This window comes from Rummeliibacillus pycnus (genome assembly GCF_002884495.1).
GTDB lineage: Bacteria > Bacillota > Bacilli > Bacillales_A > Planococcaceae > Rummeliibacillus > Rummeliibacillus pycnus.
In genome coordinates this window covers 2522865-2542460 of sequence record NZ_KZ614145.1, presented here as the reverse complement: position 1 = coordinate 2542460, position 19596 = coordinate 2522865, and the positions used below count along the sequence as shown (strand labels likewise).

Annotated in this window: 20 protein-coding genes and 1 pseudogene; 12 read left to right on the top strand and 9 right to left on the bottom strand. The window is 35.7% G+C overall.

Annotation, left to right across the window (positions count from 1 at the left end; translation table 11 throughout):
- Positions 1-11 precede the first annotated feature (11 nt).
- Both thiD and CEF14_RS12425 read right to left on the bottom strand, forming a co-directional pair.
- Complete coding sequence (thiD, locus tag CEF14_RS12430) at positions 12-845, bottom strand: bifunctional hydroxymethylpyrimidine kinase/phosphomethylpyrimidine kinase (RefSeq protein WP_102693156.1); 834 nt, start codon at positions 843-845, stop codon at positions 12-14.
- A 168-nt stretch (positions 846-1013) separates the two neighbouring features.
- Complete coding sequence (locus CEF14_RS12425) at positions 1014-1283, bottom strand: hypothetical protein (RefSeq protein WP_102693155.1); 270 nt, start codon at positions 1281-1283, stop codon at positions 1014-1016.
- 153 nt (positions 1284-1436) lie between these two features.
- Here CEF14_RS12425 and CEF14_RS12420 point away from each other — a divergent pair, with 153 nt between their 5' ends.
- The 4 genes from CEF14_RS12420 to CEF14_RS12400 all read left to right on the top strand — a co-directional run bounded on the left by CEF14_RS12420 (position 1437) and on the right by CEF14_RS12400 (position 3847).
- The gene (locus CEF14_RS12420; RefSeq protein ID WP_102693154.1) at positions 1437-2174 is read left to right on the top strand and encodes a DUF4230 domain-containing protein; all 738 of its coding nucleotides are present in this window, start codon (positions 1437-1439) and stop codon (positions 2172-2174) included.
- Between the two features lie 6 nt (positions 2175-2180).
- Positions 2181-2858 carry a uracil-DNA glycosylase gene (locus CEF14_RS12415; RefSeq protein ID WP_102693153.1) on the top strand — a complete coding sequence of 226 codons (678 nt, stop codon included), beginning with the start codon at positions 2181-2183 and terminating at the stop codon, positions 2856-2858.
- A gap of 300 nt (positions 2859-3158) precedes the next feature.
- A complete protein-coding gene (locus CEF14_RS12405; RefSeq protein WP_102693151.1) occupies positions 3159-3449 on the top strand; it encodes a YwdI family protein in 291 nt (96 codons plus the stop codon).
- Between the two features lie 17 nt (positions 3450-3466).
- Entirely contained in the window at positions 3467-3847 is a 381-nt protein-coding gene (locus tag CEF14_RS12400; RefSeq protein ID WP_102693150.1) for a DUF423 domain-containing protein, read from the top strand.
- Positions 3848-3917: 70 nt separating this feature from the next.
- Here CEF14_RS12400 and gerQ read toward each other — a convergent pair whose 3' ends face one another.
- Positions 3918-4292 carry a spore coat protein GerQ gene (gene gerQ, locus CEF14_RS12395; protein ID WP_102693149.1) on the bottom strand — a complete coding sequence of 125 codons (375 nt, stop codon included), beginning with the start codon at positions 4290-4292 and terminating at the stop codon, positions 3918-3920.
- A 483-nt stretch (positions 4293-4775) separates the two neighbouring features.
- Here gerQ and CEF14_RS12390 point away from each other — a divergent pair, with 483 nt between their 5' ends.
- Positions 4776-5540, top strand: a complete 765-nt coding sequence (locus tag CEF14_RS12390; RefSeq protein ID WP_102693148.1) for an HAD-IIB family hydrolase — start codon at positions 4776-4778, stop codon at positions 5538-5540.
- Between the two features lie 243 nt (positions 5541-5783).
- Here CEF14_RS12390 and hemQ read toward each other — a convergent pair whose 3' ends face one another.
- On the bottom strand, positions 5784-6551 hold the full coding sequence (gene hemQ / locus CEF14_RS12385) for a hydrogen peroxide-dependent heme synthase (RefSeq protein WP_102693147.1): 768 nt from the start codon (positions 6549-6551) through the stop codon (positions 5784-5786).
- 165 nt (positions 6552-6716) lie between these two features.
- On the opposite strand from hemQ, the gene CEF14_RS12380 reads away from it, so the two are divergent.
- Positions 6717-7550: a lipoate--protein ligase family protein gene (locus CEF14_RS12380; RefSeq protein ID WP_102693146.1), complete on the top strand. Its 834-nt coding sequence runs from the start codon at positions 6717-6719 to the stop codon at positions 7548-7550.
- A 671-nt stretch (positions 7551-8221) separates the two neighbouring features.
- Here CEF14_RS12380 and CEF14_RS12375 read toward each other — a convergent pair.
- Positions 8222-8863 (bottom strand): RsfA family transcriptional regulator, encoded by a 642-nt coding sequence (locus CEF14_RS12375; RefSeq protein WP_102693145.1) that lies wholly within the window; start codon positions 8861-8863, stop codon positions 8222-8224.
- 171 nt (positions 8864-9034) lie between these two features.
- Between CEF14_RS12375 and CEF14_RS12370 the strand changes: the two genes are divergently transcribed.
- The 3 genes from CEF14_RS12370 (at position 9035) to CEF14_RS12360 (ending at position 11349) form a co-directional block, all read left to right on the top strand.
- Entirely contained in the window at positions 9035-9289 is a 255-nt protein-coding gene (locus tag CEF14_RS12370; protein ID WP_102693144.1) for a YuzB family protein, read from the top strand.
- Between the two features lie 232 nt (positions 9290-9521).
- Positions 9522-10820: an HD domain-containing protein gene (locus CEF14_RS12365; protein WP_102693143.1), complete on the top strand. Its 1299-nt coding sequence runs from the start codon at positions 9522-9524 to the stop codon at positions 10818-10820.
- A gap of 22 nt (positions 10821-10842) precedes the next feature.
- Positions 10843-11349, top strand: coding sequence for a YwgA family protein (locus CEF14_RS12360; RefSeq protein ID WP_102693142.1), 507 nt, complete (start codon positions 10843-10845; stop codon positions 11347-11349).
- A 347-nt stretch (positions 11350-11696) separates the two neighbouring features.
- On the opposite strand, the gene CEF14_RS12355 is transcribed toward CEF14_RS12360, so the two are convergent.
- A complete protein-coding gene (locus CEF14_RS12355; RefSeq protein ID WP_102693141.1) occupies positions 11697-11882 on the bottom strand; it encodes a 2-hydroxymuconate tautomerase in 186 nt (61 codons plus the stop codon).
- A 67-nt stretch (positions 11883-11949) separates the two neighbouring features.
- Here CEF14_RS12355 and CEF14_RS12350 point away from each other — a divergent pair, with 67 nt between their 5' ends.
- A complete protein-coding gene (locus tag CEF14_RS12350) occupies positions 11950-12462 on the top strand; it encodes a YwhD family protein (RefSeq protein ID WP_102693140.1) in 513 nt (170 codons plus the stop codon).
- A 347-nt stretch (positions 12463-12809) separates the two neighbouring features.
- Here CEF14_RS12350 and CEF14_RS12345 read toward each other — a convergent pair whose 3' ends face one another.
- Both CEF14_RS12345 and CEF14_RS12340 read right to left on the bottom strand, forming a co-directional pair.
- The gene (locus CEF14_RS12345) at positions 12810-14864 is read right to left on the bottom strand and encodes a transglycosylase domain-containing protein (protein WP_102693139.1); all 2055 of its coding nucleotides are present in this window, start codon (positions 14862-14864) and stop codon (positions 12810-12812) included.
- A gap of 231 nt (positions 14865-15095) precedes the next feature.
- Positions 15096-16220 (bottom strand): diguanylate cyclase, encoded by a 1125-nt coding sequence (locus tag CEF14_RS12340; protein ID WP_102693138.1) that lies wholly within the window; start codon positions 16218-16220, stop codon positions 15096-15098.
- Between the two features lie 176 nt (positions 16221-16396).
- On the opposite strand from CEF14_RS12340, the gene CEF14_RS12335 reads away from it, so the two are divergent.
- Together CEF14_RS12335 and argS are read left to right on the top strand one after the other, a co-directional pair.
- Positions 16397-16837 carry a YwiB family protein gene (locus CEF14_RS12335; RefSeq protein ID WP_102693137.1) on the top strand — a complete coding sequence of 147 codons (441 nt, stop codon included), beginning with the start codon at positions 16397-16399 and terminating at the stop codon, positions 16835-16837.
- Positions 16834-18501: an arginine--tRNA ligase gene (gene argS, locus CEF14_RS12330; RefSeq protein WP_102693136.1), complete on the top strand. Its 1668-nt coding sequence runs from the start codon at positions 16834-16836 to the stop codon at positions 18499-18501. The genes CEF14_RS12335 and argS overlap by 4 nt, the downstream gene beginning before the upstream one ends.
- Before the next feature lie 659 nt (positions 18502-19160).
- On the opposite strand, the pseudogene CEF14_RS12325 reads toward argS, so the two are convergent.
- Positions 19161-19535, bottom strand: a pseudogene (locus CEF14_RS12325) (DUF4822 domain-containing protein); the annotation flags it as partial.
- Between the last annotated feature and the right edge of the window lie 61 nt (positions 19536-19596).

The window sequence follows — 19596 nt, the reverse complement described above, 5'->3', positions numbered from 1 at the left end:
TACTGGGGTAATTAAATTTCAGTTACTGTAATTTCAGGAGCTCCGTAAACACCTTTTGCACCATGCATTACAGGGCCTACGAATTGGTTCAATTTCCAACCGTGTGTGATCGCAGCAGCAACAAATTCTTTTGCCTCCAATACAGCTTCTTTAACGTCAAGTCCATTTGCAAGGTTTGCTGTAACAGCAGCTGCGAACGTACAACCTGCACCATGATTATAAGTAGTATCAATTTTTGGTGTTTCTAATAAATAGTGTTTTTTCCCATCGTAGTATAAATCAAATGCTTTATTTGGATCGATTGAACGGCCACCTTTAATAACAACGTTTTTTGCACCTAGGGCATGGATTTTTTCTGCGGCTTGTTTCATTTCATCAATGTTTTTAGGTGTTTTCATACCAGCTAATTGACCAGCTTCAAATAAGTTGGGAGTAGTTACTAAAGCAAGAGGAAGTAAGTATGTGATCATTGCATCAACATTTCCTGGGTTCAATACTTCATCTTCACCTTTACATACCATAACAGGATCAATTACTACATTTTTAACACCAGAAGCTTTAATGGCTTCACCAGAAGTTTGGATTACCTCTTCTGTTGATAACATACCTGTTTTTAATGCATCAATACCTGTAGAGAATGTGGTTTTTAATTGTGCTTTTAATGTATCAATAGGTAATGTGTAAACTCCGTGAGACCAGTTGCTGTCTGGATCCATCGTAGCAATAACAGTAACAGCGGCCATACCGTATGTACCGTGCTCTTGGAAAGTTTTTAAATCTGCTTCTAAACCAGCACCACCAGAAGCGTCAGAACCAGCGATTGTTAAAGTTTTTTTTAATGCCATCGTAAAGACTCCTTTAAAAAATAGTTATCAAATTTTTCGGACAATGATTAGTATAGTTTGTCCTTAAAGTTTTTATTAATAAGCGATATTTTAACATTTCGATCAACTTATATTATATGCATCGAACTGGCTAGAATAAAATAGTCAAAAAACATATATTTAAGGTGGTCAGTTTTTATCTTCAAGCGAATCTGCACGAATAATTTTCCATAAAAAAAATAGACAGCTGATACCTATGATGCTTATAAGACTTGCTGTTACGTAATGTCTTTGTTGGAATAAACCAATCACAAAGAAAAGTAGGACAATAATGATGATGGTAAAAAATAAATAATAGAGGACAATTCCTAATGATTTAGCCTTTTTTGAAACATATTTTCCGTTTTCCGTTGCATCCATCGTTTTTTTTAATTTCTCTTTCCACTGGAAATCTGCCATATAGTTTCCCCCTTAGTAATTATCGTAAATGATATTTCTTCAAAAAAGAAATAAATTTTTGAATCCGTACATTTCGACAAAGTTCTACTTTCTCGCTACAATAACTTAGTGTAATAGAAAGGTATAATGTTTCGTTAGAAAAGAGGGAAGTCTATGACAAGGAAAAACAGAGAACTAGAAAAAGTGCTAAAAGACTTTCATATGGAAGAGCAGCAAGCAGCGACAATTATGGAAGCTGCAACAGCTTCTCGTATACGTTTTAGAAATAATTTGTTAATCGGTTTATTGAAAAATTGGTATACATGGATTGCGATTATTTTAATAGCATTGCTTTTAATCTTACCCTTCGCTACTTGGAAACTATTGCAGGGAAATAGTTTTGCAGAGCAAAAGGGTTCACTTGTTGAAAGAATTCAAAATCTCAATGAGCTAACAACTGCAGAAGCTTATACAAAGGTAATCATAGAACGTCAAAATAATGAGCTATTTGGAAAAGAAATCGGTATTGATATTCCGGGGACAAAGCGTGAAATTTTGGTTGTAATACCAGGTGGAGTAAAGGCTGGAGTGGATTTTTCAGGGGTAACCGAAAAAAATATTGATATTGATGAAAAGCATAAAACAGCTACGATTACTTTACCAGCAGCTAAAATTTTAGGCGAACCAGAAATTGACTTTAATAATATTCAAGTTTTCTCAAGTGAAGGACTGTTTCGTAGTAAACCCGATATGAAAGAAGCATATCGTCTAGCATCAGATGCAAAAAGGCAAATGGTTAAGGAAGCAACAACTCAAGGTGTACTCAGAAGTGCAGAGAAAAATGCTAAAAATTCAGTAGCAGATATGTTTGCTTTAGTGGGATATGATGTAACAGTTAAATTTAAGGAGTAGTAAGTGATGACGAAGATTATTTTTGATAATGATTGGCAAGATATACTCGGAGAAGAATTTAATAAGTCCTATTATTTACAGTTACGTGAATTTTTGAAACAGGAATATTTTACGAAAACCATCTATCCACCAATGGAAGATATATGGAGCGCATTTCGCTATACACCTTATCATAAAGTGAAAGTGGTCATACTAGGACAGGATCCTTATCATGGACCTGGTCAAGCACATGGGATGAGTTTTTCGGTAAAGCCAGGTGTTCCACATCCACCAAGCTTACAAAATATGTTTAAGGAATTACACGATGATTTAGGATACCCGATTCCACATGATGGTACGTTGATCAAATGGGCACAGCAAGGTGTGCTGTTATTAAACACAGTGCTTACAGTTCGAGCTCATCAAGCACATTCGCACAAAGATCATGGTTGGGAGCTGTTTACGGATACAGTCATACAAAAATTATCGGAACGTAAGGAACCTATAGTCTTTGTGTTGTGGGGAAGACCTGCTCAACAAAAAGAAAGGCTCATTGATACAAGTCGCCATGCCATTATTAAAGCACCACATCCGAGTCCCCTTAGTGCATATCGTGGCTTCTTTGGTAGTCGTCCTTATTCAAAAATTAACCGCCAACTTATTGAATGGGGCAAGGAATCGATTGACTTTGATTTAACAAAATAATGGAATTGTTCGATAAACCTTTAAGCTTTAGCTCTTCCCGTCTTCTTTTAAGCATGGTAAAGTTGTAGTAAAAGAGGATAAATATATTGATTCTTTATAACGGCATTGAGTTAGAAGAGGGGAAGTAATATGCAACCGAGTTGTTTTAAGTGTAGTCACTTTTTCATAACATGGGATCCAAATAATCCTAGAGGATGTCGTGCCTATCAATTTAAAAGCAAAGCTATTCCTTCGGTGATTGTAAAAAACTCGTCAGGTATAAATTGCTTGAAGTTTAAGCCGAAAGAAAGGAGTTAGACAATGATTTCTTATGAGATAGTTATAGCTGAATTAGCAAAGCATCTAGCAACAGCACAATCAGTAAAAAGTGAGGCTAAAGTACGTGAAGAACTTTCAGCCATTCGTGCATTATGTGATGTAGCATTACATAACGAAGTAATACAACCTTCTCCTAATATTAATATTCCACAAGGAAAGGCAAATACTTTCCATGGGGTGCCACAACAGACTTCAACACCATTGGCTAGCTCTTTAACGCAAAACAAGCTTGAAGAAGAGGATGCAAACGGAGATTCTATTTTTGATTTCTAGAAGGGAATGTAAATACGATGAGATTTAATATTGTTGCAGGTGCTGTATACGCATTTCTAGCAGTTGCATTTGGCGCATTTGGTGCGCATGCATTAAAAGACGTATTAACAGAACATTATGCTAAGATTTGGGAGACAGGTGTTCAATATCAAATGTTCCATGCCATTGGATTAATTGTCATTGGCATATTAATGAGTAAAAGTTTAATCGGTCCAAAGTCATTATTATCAAAAGCCGGAATTATGATGTTCATCGGTGTTATTTTATTCTCAGGTAGCCTTTATGTGCTTTCTGTTACGCAGATCAACATATTAGGAGCAATTACACCAATTGGTGGCGTATTATTTTTAGTTGCTTGGGTATGTGTTATTTTAGCAGGTTTAAAAATTGGTAAATAACTTTTTCAATTTTAAATAGAAATATAAAAATGCCATGTGTTATTTAGTTACGCACATGGCATTTTTACATTTATGGGGTTTGATTGAAGTAATTCATTTGCTCATCAAATTCAGCATAGTCAAAGTAAATCATTGGGAAGAGATAGCGATGATTTGTTTTGAGTTCACGTAAAATAACATGATCTCGTCCTGCGGCTTCCACAACGCCTCTTATAGCAATCGTATTTCCGCCAGGTGCTACTGCATGTTCAAATGAAAAGTGGAAAGTCCCAGGTTTTCCACGATTTAAACGTAAAATATTCTCAATGTATGATTGCTCTCTTGCTTGTGCTGGAGTTGCAGGTTGCGCAGGAGGGGTTTGTATAGTACCAGTTGGAAATGTTGTGCCACCAGGATAAGGTGTTGTACCAGTAGGATAGTTTGGTGTCCAATAATATTGAACCATATCATCTTCCTTTCAAGTTTATTATACATGCGGGCAATCCTCTAATGGTGTAAAGAAGCAATGTACTCTATTTCGGCCTTTGTTCCATTGCCCATACAAATTAGCTGGGCCATCTCCTTTCGGCCAGAAAACCATAATCCTCGAATTACCGGGTGAAATCATTGTACAGTAATAACATGCTTAAGCTAACTACGATCTTGGTCTCTTACTTGTTACCTCTGGGGGCATGAGACGAGCAAATAGACCTAGTTCTCTTGGGGTGATTTCACAACAGGTACTGCATAACCTCCTCTTCTTTATATATGATAGTTATGAAAAATAAGAACCTTAATATGTGTATAAATTTGTAGGAAGTAGGGAAATAATTTAGAAATGAAACGTCCCTTCCTATATGATTAAAAGAGAAAATTGAAATTCAGTTGTATACTTCAAATAGGGTCTGTATGTTTATGAAGTAAAAACCAGAAAGAAGTGTTCGTTCATATGCAATTTATATTTGATTTAGACGGTACGATATGTTTTGGAGGTAAGCCTGTAGCTGAGCCTATTTTATATAGTTTAGAACAATTAACAGAGAAAGGGCATGAAGTGATTTTTGCTTCTGCGCGTCCTGTTCGTGATATGTTGCCTATTTTACATAAAAGATTCCATGGCTATAAAATGATAGGCGGTAATGGGGCCGTAGTTTGTAAAAGTGGAAATGTGGAGCAAAATACAAGTTTTGATCATATGACACTGGAGCATCTAAAGCAACTTATGAAAGAATACCATGCTTCGTATTTAATCGATAGTGAATGGGATTATTCTTACACAGGACCAGTAGACCACCCAATTTTAAAAAACTTAGATACAAAAAGGCTTGCGGTCAATAGACCATTAGATAAGCTAGAGAATGTAGTTAAGATTGCCATTCTGACTTCGTTTAATATGGTGGCATTACGGAAGAAGTTAGAGAAATTAGATGTTATTATCCATACTCATCATCATGAGGGAATATTAGATATAAGTCCGTGTGGAATTCATAAATGGAGTGCCCTTCAAAAGTTAGGTGTTCAGAAAGGAAAATATATTGCTTTTGGCAATGATGCAAATGATATAACAATGTTTGAAAATGCTCAACACAGTGTCATGATTGGTCAACATCCTTTGTTATCTCATTATGCAGATGAAAGTATTGAAGATGATTCATTAGTAGAAGAACGTATTATTGAAAAGCTTGCGGAATTAGATAAGCGCTTTGCGTATTAAAACAGTCCAGCTCAACAAATTAGGAGCTGGACTGTTCTATTGATTCATTGATTATTTTATCCTGCATTAACGGGTAGTAAAACCTCCTCCTCAAGATAGAGAAAGAAGTAAGATGGGTGCCTGCCATAAATAAAAGCTTGATTGGTCGGTTAACCATCAATAGGGAAATGGCCTACAAAAACGCAACGCCTTGTGACAACGTTGGCACTCGTACGTCCTGTACTTCGGAAAATCCCTGAAGTTTTACTTTATAGCTAAGAATTTTATTAATTTTTCATAATCCATGATGTTCCCAACAAAGAATTCCCCAAAGTCAGCGTAGCGAGCTGAAACTTCGTCAAAGCGCATTTCATAAATTAGTTTTTTGAATTCTAATACGTCATGTGCAAATAGTGTAACACCCCATTCATGGTCATCAAAACCGATAGATCCTGAAATGATTTGTTTTACTTTACCTGCATAGCTACGGCCAATTAAACCATGAGAACGCATTAGTTCGCGGCGTGCATCCATTTCCATCATGTACCAGTTAGCGCCTTTTTGACGACGTTTGTCCATTGGGTAGAAGCAAATATGTTCCCAACGTGGTAGTTCGGGGTATAAACGTGCACGAACATGTGGGTTTTGATAAGGATCTTCTGCTGGTTCATCACCAGATTTTTTGCCAGCTAGATAGTTAGATAATTCAACTACAGATACATATGAATAAGTCGGAATCGTAAAATCAGCGATTGCTAATTTATTGAATTCGTTTTCAAGTTCTTGTAGTTCTTCCATTGTTTCGCGCATAGTCATTAACATGAAGTCTGCTTTTTGACCAAGGATCGAGTAGAAAGCATGGCTACCAGTTTTCGCTATATCTGCTTCGTTAATTTTTTCTAGATAATTGATGAATTCATCAACTGCGGCTTTACGTTCTTCTTCGGAAACTAATTTCCATGAAGCCCAATCGATTGAACGAAAATCATGTAGTACATACCAACCATCTAGTGTTTGTGCTGCTTCGATCATAAGTGTGGACACTCCTTTTTATTGAGAATCAATCACATTGATTTTAACATAAATGCCTAGTAGAAGTATCTAGAACGCTTGACTTTCACGAATTTGACATGAGAAAAAAGTTTAAATCATGTATGCTTAATATAACAACATAAATATAGATCAGGAGAACAAACGATGAAGGATTATTTACAACAACCAAAATGGCGCTTTTGGGATCAATCTGTTAGTGGAAAAGGCCATTCACCATTAGAATCATTTGCAGCTGATGATACACTTTGCCAATTAGTAGGTAAAGGTCAATCACCTTCAACTATTAGAACATGGGTTCATGATCAATCGGTTGTTCTTGGCATCCAAGATCACCGTTTGCCATATATACAAGAGGGAATGGACTTACTAAAAAAACGAGGTTTTGCACCGATTGTACGAAATTCAGGGGGGTTAGCTGTTGTCCTAGACCCAGGTGTATTGAATATCTCAATGGTTTTATCTGAACAGGAGGATAAAATCGATATTAATACTGGTTATGAAATTATGGTTGAGTTGATCAAACGATTATTTCCACAAGCAGCAGATAAAATTGAAGCATACGAAATAGTAGGTTCATATTGCCCTGGATCATATGATTTAAGTATTGGGGGCAAGAAATTTGCAGGAATTTCTCAACGTCGTTTAAGAGATGGAATTGCTGTGCAAATCTATCTTTGCATTGAAGGAAGTGGAGTCGAAAGGGCACGGCTTATACGAGATTTCTATGAGGTGAGTTTGAAAGGTAACGAAACAAAATTCAAATATCCCGACATTCATCCAGAAGTAATGGCTTCCTTAAGTGAATTGCTAGATGAGCCATTAACTGTGGAACAAACTGTAATAGAATTACAACAATTATTGGCAACTTTATGTAATGAATTATTAATGGGTACATTACAAACAGAAGAAATGGATTTATATTCTTTTTATTTAAAAAGAGTTTTCGACAGAAATCAATCCATGCTATCAAAAAACTAATGCATCTGTCGATTTCCCGGGAAATTTGCTAATTACAGTAATTGAAATATCCATTTCCCAAAAAAAGCAGAAGCAAATGATGTGACGAGTAATAGCATGATTACAAACAATGAAAAGAGATGGGACAGAACAGAATTAGCCCCTTCCAAAGAAGAATGATTGAACTTCATAGAATCAATTTCATAAAGCATTTTTCTTTGAGAAAATACGATTATTCGATGATGAACTTTATTTAGAATGGTGTGAAGTGGAGGACGGCGACTCCTCGAAAATGCAATCGCATTTTCTTCGTGTGGGGATAACTCGAGGAAGCAAGTTCAATTTCTTGCGACGAAGCTAGCGAAGCGATGCAGGAGCACATCTTTTAAGGAACAAAGCCTAAAAACGCCACGTCCTGTGGCAACGGCTTCGTGACCAACATCTTGTTGGCCCGAGGAGATTGAAGCCAAGCCCGCGGAAAGCGTCGTCTGGAACGGAACACAAAACTGTATGTTATGAAAAAATATATATGAAATGTTCGTACTCTTTGTACAAATTCTTCATGATGAAATGATTTCAATCGAATAATAATACGTAGAAAATCCGAACAAATGTGAAATTTTAAATAGAATTTCACATTATAGTTCGGATTTTTCATTAGCTAAAATATTTTTGTCTCAACCTTTTTTTACTTATTCCTCAACGCCTACAGATGCATCTTCTTTTTTTACAAGATTCCCATTACGCTCCATTGTAAAGACCGGAGCAATATGCTCATCTTCTGTACCAAGAGTCATTAAACGTCTTGCACGGTTCATTACTTGCATAAATTGATCATAATCTTTTTTCATATTACGATGTTCTTTTTCTAAACGAAGTACTTCTTTCTCTAATCGTGATGCTTTATCATTAGCGATATTCGCTAAATGGCGCCATCTAGTCACTTCTTCATCGTGGAAATCACTTTGTTGAAGACGCATTAAGTATGCAATAACTAGGTCAATTGACATCGCAGAAAGTGGAATGGTGCGTGTTACTTCAGGGTGTTTTTCATTTGGTAGTAAATAGAGTCCAGCTGTTCTTCTGCGAGCTGATGTTCCATAAATACGCATTCTTTCTTTACGTTCTTTTTTTGCTAGAGAGAGCTCTTTCTCATAGTTTTTACGAACCACAGCATTCCAACGGAAACCACAAGCAGCTGCAGTGCGATTTAACGCGTCTCCAGCTTCTTCAAAAGCTGTAAGTTGTGTACTCCCTTCTTTAACATGACGTAAAACTGCTTCAGCTAATAGTTCATCGTTTTCTGGTAACCAAGCATCTTGTCTTGTTTTCATTGTTTTGAAACCTCCTATTTGATTCATAGGATTAGCCTAGACAGTTTTTATCTTTTTTATTCATAAACTTGTAATAGCTTTATGAGTTAAAATGTCTTGAATGAAAGATATAAAATACGATACACTAGTAGATAGACTTTAAACTGAGATAAAGAAAGGGTTGTAGACAAGATGGCAAACGAATTCCGTGTTTGCGATGAATGTCAGGCCGTTAATTTAAAAACATTAATTCCAAAGCTCAAAGCAATTGATCCTGATGCAACGATAGATATTAAATGTCAATCTTATTGTGGTCCTGGACTTCGTAAAACATTTACAATCGTCAATAATCGTCCATGTGCAGCACATACTGAAGAAGAATTAATGCCAAAAATTATCGCCAAATTGAAATCACAACACAAATTACCAGAAAGTTATAAAGAATAAAGGTAGAAGAGCGTAACTAGAAAGTTCGAGTCAAATACCTTTCTCATTGTATGTTAAAAGAAAAAAATGACTTAAGGGTCTAGTAAATAGAAACGAATAATAATAAAAACGTATTAAAAATTTCTTCATAACACGACTTTTTCCACCTTTATATAAGGTGGTTTTTTCATTTATAATGGAGAAATATAGTACATCATGAAACGTAATAAAAGAGTGAGCGGAGGTGCTTAAATTGAGTTACGCGACAAAGAAATTAGCAGAAGAAAAGGTATTTAAAGATCCCGTCCATCGTTATATACATGTGCGAGACCAAGTAATTTGGGATTTAATCGGCACTAGGGAGTTTCAACGTTTACGTCGTATTCGGCAACTTGGGACAACTTATTTGGTTTTCCATGGAGCAGAACATAGTCGCTTTAGTCACTCTTTAGGAGTTTATGAAATTGTACGTCGAATGGTCGATGATGTGTTCAAGGGTAGACCAGAATGGGATGAAAGTGAACGTTTAGTTGTACTATGTGCAGCTCTATTACATGATTTAGGACATGGTCCGTTTTCACATGCGTTTGAACATGTTTTTGACCTTGACCATGAAGAATTTACAAGATCAATTATTAAGGGAAACACAGAGGTAAATGAAGTATTACGTCGTGTTGCACCCGATTTTCCTCAGAGGGTATCAGATGTTATTGCAAAAACTTATATAAATAAACAAGTTGTTAGTATGATTTCTAGTCAAATTGATGCTGATCGCATGGATTATTTACAAAGAGATGCGTATTTTACAGGTGTTAGCTATGGTCATTTTGATATGGAAAGAATACTACGTGTTATGCGTCCAAAAGAAGAACAGGTAGTGATTAAGTCGAGTGGTATGCATGCAGTTGAAGACTATATTATGAGTCGCTATCAGATGTACTGGCAAGTCTATTTTCATCCAGTTTCTCGAAGTGCAGAAGTGATATTAACGAAAATCCTTCATCGTGCAAAAGAATTGAGTAAAGAAAATTATAAATTTATCCAAGAACCTACTCATTTTAAGGCATTTTTTAATAATGAGATTGAGTTGGAAGATTATATTTCACTAGATGAAAGTATATTATTGACGTATTTCCAAATGTGGATGAAAGAAAATGATTCTATATTAAGTGATTTAAGTCGCCGGTTTATCAATAGAAAACTATTTAAATACATCGAATTTGATCCTGCAAATGAATATGAAAAGTTAAGAGATTTGGAAGATTTGTTTATCAAAGCAGGGATGAATCCAAAATATTATTTAGTCCATGATTCAATATCTGATTTACCCTATGATTTCTATCGCCCAGGTGAAGAAGAAGAACGTGTACCAATTCAATTGTTAATGCCAAATGGAGACATTAAAGAATTGTCTCGTTGTTCTCAGATTGTTGATGCGATTTCAGGTAAACGTCGATCGGATCATAAACTCTATTTTCCAGAAGATGCATTACTACAAAATGGAAAACAAAAAACATTACGAAAACAAATACTAAAAGTATTGAGAGGATAAATCTTCTCGAAAGGAGTAAAACGTGCTAGAAGATCACGCAAAAGTTGTACAATTTGTATCGTTAGCAAAACAAGTCACTGGTCGTAAAAAGTTACAAAAGATGGTCTATATTGCTAAGAAAATGCAGTTTCCATTTCATGAAAAATATCATTTCCATATATACGGTCCTTATTCAGAAGAGTTAACATTACGTGTAGAAGAATTATGTACGATGGGTTTTTTAACAGAGCAAATGGAGGACAAGGGGTCATATGTTCAATATTGCTACGAAGTCACAGATAAAGGGGAAGATTTTTACAAAGCTCTTTGTAAGGAGCAACAGAATTTAAGTGAAGTCGTTAGCGTTTTAAATAGTAAAAGTGCAAGGTTTTTAGAGCTTGTCTCAACACTGTTATTTTTCGAAGAATTATCAAAAGAAGAGCAAATTGAAAAAGTTCATGTCGTAAAAGGAAAATTAAACTTCACAGAGCAAGAAATGAAAGATGCCTTCGAATTAATTGACATGCTCTCTAAATTTAAAGTGAACTAAATTGAAATAAAAAGTGTATTCAACTTTTTTGTCGAATACACTTTTTTTAATTACTGCGTTCAATACGTAGGTATGTTTTTCACGAATGAAAGTTTGTTTTCGCTTTTTTAAAAAGCTCACTAGAATGATAAGATTATTCAGTTGATTGGAGCAGAGGTGGAGACCTTCCTAAAAAGAGAAAAAGGTGAAATCCTGGACTGAGCTTAGCGAAGGAAGCAGCTCACCGCTCGCCCTCGGAAAGCGTCCGACTGCAACGGAAATCAACAAAGTAGAAGCACTAAAGATTATAATTGAATCTAATGCTGGATGCTCCCTTTTGTATACCATATAAATCCAAAATGAATCTATTATTGTTCGCTTTTACGAACGCCACCAACAGCATAATGTTCTTTTTTCATTTCCTCAATGATGATGGAGATATTTTCTTTTGGTGCGTTAACTGTTTCAGAAACAGCTTCTGTTACTTTTTTAACTAAATTGTGTTTTTGTTCGTCAGTGCGACCTTCAATCATTTTAATAGTAACTATAGGCATTGTAAGTCCTCCTTATGTAAAAAATAGTGTATATTCGTTATAATAACAGAACGGAGGGATTAAACGAATGGCAAATGAAGAAAAATCAAAAAAAATGGAATTTACAATTATAAAGAATAATCCAACTGATGGTCACAAAGGTTTTGGGATTGGTTCATTATCTCTTGAAAATGTTTCACCAGTTGTAATTGATATCAATGAAAAAACAGCAGAAGTTGATATTGGTGCGATGCATGCTCGTAGTGCAGTGGAACGAGGTATTAAATTTACAACAGATCGTTCTGACTCAGAAGGTGGAAAACCATATTGGTTAGTTTGGGTCACAATTGAACAAAAACCAGAAGGCGCTTACTATGCAGGTGTAACGGCTTGTGAAATGGTCATCAATCGTGAAAAGCGTAGAGGCTATAAAATACTGGCTGATCACGTCAATAAAATGGATAAATCCATGAAACGCCATATTATTGTTGATCATATGGACGAATCTTCAAAAAAGGTGCTAGGAGAATTTTTGAAGAACTTCAATGAAGAAATGTGGCAACATAGTGAGGGTACGTTACATTCTGCATTAGGCTTTTAGCGTTATTTTTTGAATTATCTGTGACATTTTTCAAAGCGTTTACAATACATAGTTGAAACTGTCATGGAAAGGAAGTAAACTTTAAATAAAGCTTACAAAAGTAAGCTAGGACAAATGAGTATCAAGTGTTTTTTTGTACAGGACCAGACATGAATTCACATGATTCTCAAATGCTTTGGATAAGCAAAAAGGCTTTCACTCCAGTGGATAACGGACTTCATTGGAATGGAAGCTTTTTTTATTGATGTACTGCCTCAATTTGTAGTGATCAATAAAATATATATAAACAAGAAGCCTTACCTTAAGTTTAAGCGAACCAAGGTAAGGCTTTTGTTTATTGAAAGAGCTTATTCAAAGAAGGAAAATGGAAATAGACTCCACGAATCCTTAGTATCTTTTGTTAAATCCTTTAGAATAGTTGGATCTGTACATTTTTTCTTTGGAATATCTTTTTTCTTTAGATAAACGACTCGTTGTCTACTACAACTTTTTGTAGCCAGACCACCCGTTTCTACATCAATGATTGCAGCTTCAACGCCCTTTGGTGCCATAAAAGGCTCACTTGGCATATCTTTTTGGGCTTTTTCCATAAAGTCAATCCAGATTTGTTTTGTGGCACGACTATCGGCATCGCTTGTCATTTGCTTTCCTTGATCGTAGCCATTCCAAACACCAGCTGTTAAGGAAGGTGAAAAACCAATCATCATTTGATCCGTTAAAGTTGTACCAGATTTTGCAGCATACGGTCTTGTTTGTTTGTTTCGAAGACTGATTCCTGTTGCTGGAGCATAATCATTAAATACGGGATCGAACATACCTGTCATTAATTGTGTCAGAATAAACGCATCGTCTTTTTTCATGACTCTTTTTGATTCTTTATGTTTATCTAATTTGTAAAGTACTTTTCCATCTGCATCTTTAATCGATAATACAGTAATAGGCGTTTTTTTAACGCCACCTGCTGCAATAGTATTATAGGCAGAAGTAATATCTTTTAAGGTAACTTCTGTTGTACCTAAAGCGACTGATGGTGTATTTTGTACTGTTTCTCCTAGACCAAAACGATCTAACATTTGTTTGAATTTTCGATAGCCAACTTCTTCAAAAGTTTTTACCGCATAGATATTGTCTGAGATTGCTAACGCTTGAGCCATCGATAATGGATGATTGGCAAATTTACCATTTACATTTTTCGGCTCGTATTCAGAACGTCCACCATCATATGTGAAGATTGTTTGATCGGTATTCATAAATGTTAAAGGCGAAAAGTTATTTTCTAAAGCCGTAGCATACAAGAAAGGTTTAATAGCTGAGCCAGGTTGTCTTTTAGCTTGCGTAGCTCGATTAAATGGACTTTTTACATACTGACTTCCTCCAACCAATGAAGTAACATAACCAGTTTTCGGATCCATACTTATAAATCCGACTTCAAGTCCTGATTTAGGAAGATTCTTTTTAATCGCCTCTTCAGCTGCTTGCTGATGATAAGGGTTTAAAGTAGTTTGAATCGTCCATCCTCCTTCTTCAATACTTCTACCTTTTTTCTCTAATATTTTTTGCGCCTCTGCCCATACTGTATCGATAAAGTATGGTGCGTTTGACTTTTCACTATCCCATTCATCATACTTGAAAGTTATTTTCTCTTGTTGTGCACGTTCTTTCGCTTCTTTTGAGATCATGTTTTGTTTTTGCATTAATGATAATATTAGTTGTTGTCTTCCATGATTCTTATCTTCATCAGCTAGTGGTGAGTAAATGCTAGGGCCTTTGGGTATTGCTATTAATGAAGCAGCTTCTGCAAGTGTTAGGTCTTTTGCGGATTTAGCAAAATAATATCTGCTCGCTGCCTCAACCCCATACATGCCATGGCCGAAGTAAACTGTATTTAAGTATCCTTCAAGAATTTTATCTTTATCATAAAAAGTTTCTAAACGATAGGCATATAAGGCTTCATTTATCTTTCTAAGCCATGTTTTATCATGGGAAAGATACAAATTTCTTGCATACTGTTGTGTAATGGTACTAGCACCTTCTACTTTCCCCATAGCTTTTAAATCTTTTAGTAAAGCTCCAGCAATACGAGTGTAGTCAAATCCATGATGTTGATAAAAATTTTGATCCTCCGTAGCGATAAGTGCCTCAGTTATGAAGGGAGAAATTTCATCCAAATCTACCCAGTAGCGTCTTTGCTGAGAGAACTTATCTCCTATTTGGTCACCATTAGCATCTAAGAAAATCGTTGCTTTCGGGACAGTTAAGGAAGGAGCTCCTGTAATTTGAGCATATATGCGTAGTGACAACAGAGCGGTTGCAAATGCTGAGGCGCATACAATAACCCAAACTATTATTTGCCGTAGTCTTAGTTTCTTTTTCCGCTGCCGATGATACTCAGCTCGGTTCATCCAATCGCTTCCTTTCTTATTGTTAGAATCTAGTATGTGAAGTGTTTGGATAAACTAAACGGAAGAAAAACACGAATTTTGACAAATAAAGTCGAAGAAAGTTTTGACAAGCACACTTGATTAAATAAATTTATGAGAGATTACACCTAATGCTTAAAAGTAGAAGTGAATGAATTGAATCATATAAAAAGATGCCGATTACCTTTGGATAATCGACATCTATCTAATACTCTATGTATGAAGATGATTATAATGAACAATTTGTTTTTTTCCTTGTAAGTTTGCTTTCATCAATGCCTTGTCAGCTGCGGAAGCAAGTTCTGAAATACTTTTACCGTTATCAGGGAAGTTAACTATACCAATAGACACAGTAATGGGAATCTTATGTTCGTTAGAAACAAAGAAAGGATTTTGAGAGATAAGTTTACTAATTTCATGCGCATAATATAAACCAAATGCGGGAGCAACTTTCTTACAAGAAACATAAAACTCTTCACCACTAATGCGTGCGGTAGTTGTGCCTTCATGTTCTAAGGTAAATTGTTTTAAATACTGTCCAATTTGTTTTAAAATCTCGTCCCCGATAAGATGACCATAAGTTGAGTTGACATTACGAAAATTGTCAATATCTATTAACAATAAAGTGAAGTTCTCATTGTGATCAATATATTCTTCTATTATATTTTTGAATTTCCTTATATTAGGGAGTTTCGTTAAATAATCTATTTCTGCTAACCTTTCAATAATATAAATTCTTTCAAAATATTTTTTAATTAGGTGAAGAACAAACAAGGTGGTATAAAATGCAGGAATTGAAGTAACCACTAATATAAAAATTCCAGAAAGTCGACTATTCTGATTGTTATCTAAAAAAGCTATGCCAATACCTATTTGTAAAATAGTATACAGTAAATAATAATGCATATTACGATATGAAATCGGCTTCCACTTCATTAATAGTGAAAGAATTAGGCCTAAAATGATAGTATTCAAACCAGCGAAAATAGAGGTTGTTGAAACACCTAATAGATAAATTCGGAATAACCCGATGAGAAAAGAGGAAACAATTATTGAAATGGGACCACCTATAAATCCTGAAATCAAAATAATAACATTTCTTATATCTACAATTACACCATTATTAAATTGAATAGATGTCTCCAATAACAGTAGCCCAGTGATAGCAGATGCTACTCCAACAACCCAAGGATGCAAATCTTTATATTCGTTTAGATGTTGCTCAAGATATTCAAATACTAAGTAAAAAAAGATAGAACAAGTAAATAATAGTGAAAAATTGATAATATAATCAAGAATCGAAATCACCACCAATATTACGTATATTATAGCATTCATTAAACAGTACTATTAGAATGTAATCCATCTTTTGGTAAAAAAACGACATAAAACGTATTATTATTTAAATTTCATAGAAATAATAAGCATCTATTAGAATGTTGTACCTTGAAAACAACTGTAATCCTATCCTATAATAAAAAGGTTATATTAGGAGAAAACGGAGGCAGCGTAAAATGTCAGATGCACTTACAGCACCCGTAAAATTAAAAATAGTAACAACCATTACACAACAAGATACAGATCCCGAACAGTATGAGCTATGGTCTGAAGGTATAATTATGCAAAAACGTGATCAAATCTATTTGCGGTATGAAGAAGTTCAAGAAGAACAGCACATGCATACGACTGTAAGATTTGGTCAAGAAGATGCCATCATTATTCGTAATGGGGATATTAAAATGCGCATGCCATTTGTACTTGGACAAGCACAAAAGGGTCACTACAATAGTGAATATGGACAACTACCAATCGTTACGCTAACGAAAGAGATGAAATTCGAACCATCAGAATCTTTACAAAATGGTCGATTTTATTTGCAATATGAATTATTAATCGGCGGGCAATCTGTCGGAGACTATGCATTAGAACTGAACTATACGGAGGGAAATAAATGAACGCAGTAGAACAAGTTCAACAAGCTATTAAAGAAGCGCTTGTTGCAGCCATTCAAAAAGCAGAGCTTGTAGAGGATACAAGTGTTTTGAACATTCACTTAGAAACACCAAGAAACAAAGAAAATGGTGATTATGCAACAAATATTGCAATGCAACTAACAAAATTAGCAAAAAAACCACCTCGTGCTATTGCTGAAGCTATTCTAGAAAACCTTGATCAAAAAGGAAGCAACATTGAAAAAGTAGAAATTGCAGGACCAGGTTTCATGAATATTACTTTACGTAAAGACTACCTAGCAGAAGTTGTCACAACTGTTCTTCAACAAGGAAAAGAATATGGTCGCTCTAATGCAGGCAAAAACGAAAAAATTCAAGTAGAATTCGTATCTGCAAACCCAACTGGTGATTTACATCTAGGTCATGCACGAGGAGCATCTGTTGGTGATTCTTTATGCAATGTTTTAGATTTTGCAGGCTACAACGTATCACGCGAATATTATATTAATGATGCTGGTAATCAAATTACAAAATTAGCAAAATCACTAGAAGCGCGTTACCGCGAAGCATTAGGATTAGACTCTAATATGCCTGAAGATGGCTATCATGGTAAAGATATTATCCTAATTGCACAAGAATTATCTAAAGAATTTGGTCAAGATATATTAGAAAAAACAGATGAAGAACGTTTTGAATTCTTCCGTGAACATGGTTTAAAACACGAATTCGGTAAACTTCAAAAAGATTTAAAAGACTTCCGTGTAGATTTCGATGTATGGTTCTCTGAAACATCTCTATATAAAGAAGGTAAAGTACAAACAGCACTTCAAAAACTAAAAGACAATGGTCATGTGTTTGAACAAGATGGAGCAACTTGGTTCCGCTCTACTACATTTGGTGATGATAAAGACCGTGTACTAATCAAATCAGATGGTTCTTACACGTATTTAACACCAGATATTGCATACCATGAAGATAAATTACGCCGTGGTTTTGATAAACTAATCAATATTTGGGGAGCTGATCACCACGGTTATATTCCTCGTATGAAAGCGGCAATTGAAGCACTTGGCTACGATCGTGATACGCTTGAAGTAGAAGTTATTCAAATGGTTAACTTATTACGTGATGGCGAAAAAGTGAAAATGTCAAAACGTACAGGTAATGCTGTAACGCTGCGTGAACTAGTAGAAGAAGTAGGATTAGATGCAGTACGATATAACTTCGCAATGCGTGCTGGAGATACACACTTAGATTTTGATTTAGCTTTGGCTGTAAAACAATCAAATGAAAACCCAGTGTATTATGCTCAATACGCACATGCACGTATTTGCTCAATTTTACGTCAAGCATCAGAAAAAGGTTTTGCACCTTCAACTGAACATCTAGACACATTATCATCCGAAAAAGATATTGAAGTATTGAAAAAAGTTGGTGATTTCCCACAAGTGGTAGCTGATTCAGCTCGCGTAAGAGCACCACACCGAATTGCTAACTACATCCAAGAACTAGCAGCAACTTTCCACAGCTTCTACAACGCAGAGAAAGTTCTAGATGATAATAATAAAGATCGCTCTGAAGCACGTCTTGCTCTAATCACAGCAGTCCGCATAACAATCGCAAATGCACTAAAACTAATCGGAGTATCGGCACCAGAAAAAATGTAATATGAAGTGCTGAACGTGCCCGTTTAGCCCCGACAAGCGCTGGAAGGCCCGAATCGAAAGCGCTTTTCAGCTTTCGAACGAGGGACTGAAGCGACCTCGAGGGGGTTGGCGCGTGAAGCCGGATAAAGTAAGTGCTGAAGGCGCTTGTTTAGTTTTATCGGCCAAATGTTCCTCCGACAGAGGGGCGCTTTTTGCCCCGTCCGAGGAGGGTTATCTGGCCCGAAAAGCTAGCGCCTAAAGCCGGATAAAGTAAGTGCAGAAGGCGCTCGTTTAGCTTTATCGGCCAAATGTTCCTCCGACAGAGGGGCGCTTTTTGCCCCGTCCGAGGAGGGTTATCTGGCCCGAAAAGCTAGCGCCTAAAGCTGGATAAAAATAAGTGCAGAAGGCGCTCGTTCAGCTTTATGAAAGTAAGTTCGGCTAAGATCGCCGCGTCCTGTGGTAACACCGACCTCTCTCGATCCCTGCGAGGCAATTCTAGTGTTCCAGAAATATAAGAAAGGACATGACATATTTAGTTATTTTAAATATGTCATGTCCTTTTATTTATTTATTTTGGTCTTGATAATAAGCAACGTTCTATTTTTGTTACGGAGTGAATTGTTGCTTTAATTATAGAAATACTAAAATAATAGCATTTCCTCTAATAATTATTTCGATTCAGAAAAAGCAAGGCTACCTTCAGTATAAGGGATATGCTCTACGAAAACTTCTACATCATTTCCGTTTGCATCTTTCCCCATCCTTTTATAAATGTATTTCTCATTAGTTACTTCCGTTAACTCTACAACACTCTGTGTTCCTTTAGATTTAGATTTGAGGATCCGAAATTTTCCGCTATTCGAAATCAAGAAAGTTCCAATGTCGCGGCTCTCTTTTGACGTTTTATCAAATAATTCGTATCTCGAGGTTTTAGCGTCATATTTTGCAAGGGCTATAAAGTTTGTGTTTTGTTGTGTTAAATCATTATGATTTTTATCATATACTTTTGTTCCTTGCCAAGTTTTACTGCCGAGAATTCTTGCCAATTTATCGCCTGTACTTAATGATAATTCTTTTTTACTCTTTACTTCTGCGCTAACAGGTATCTTTGCTCCA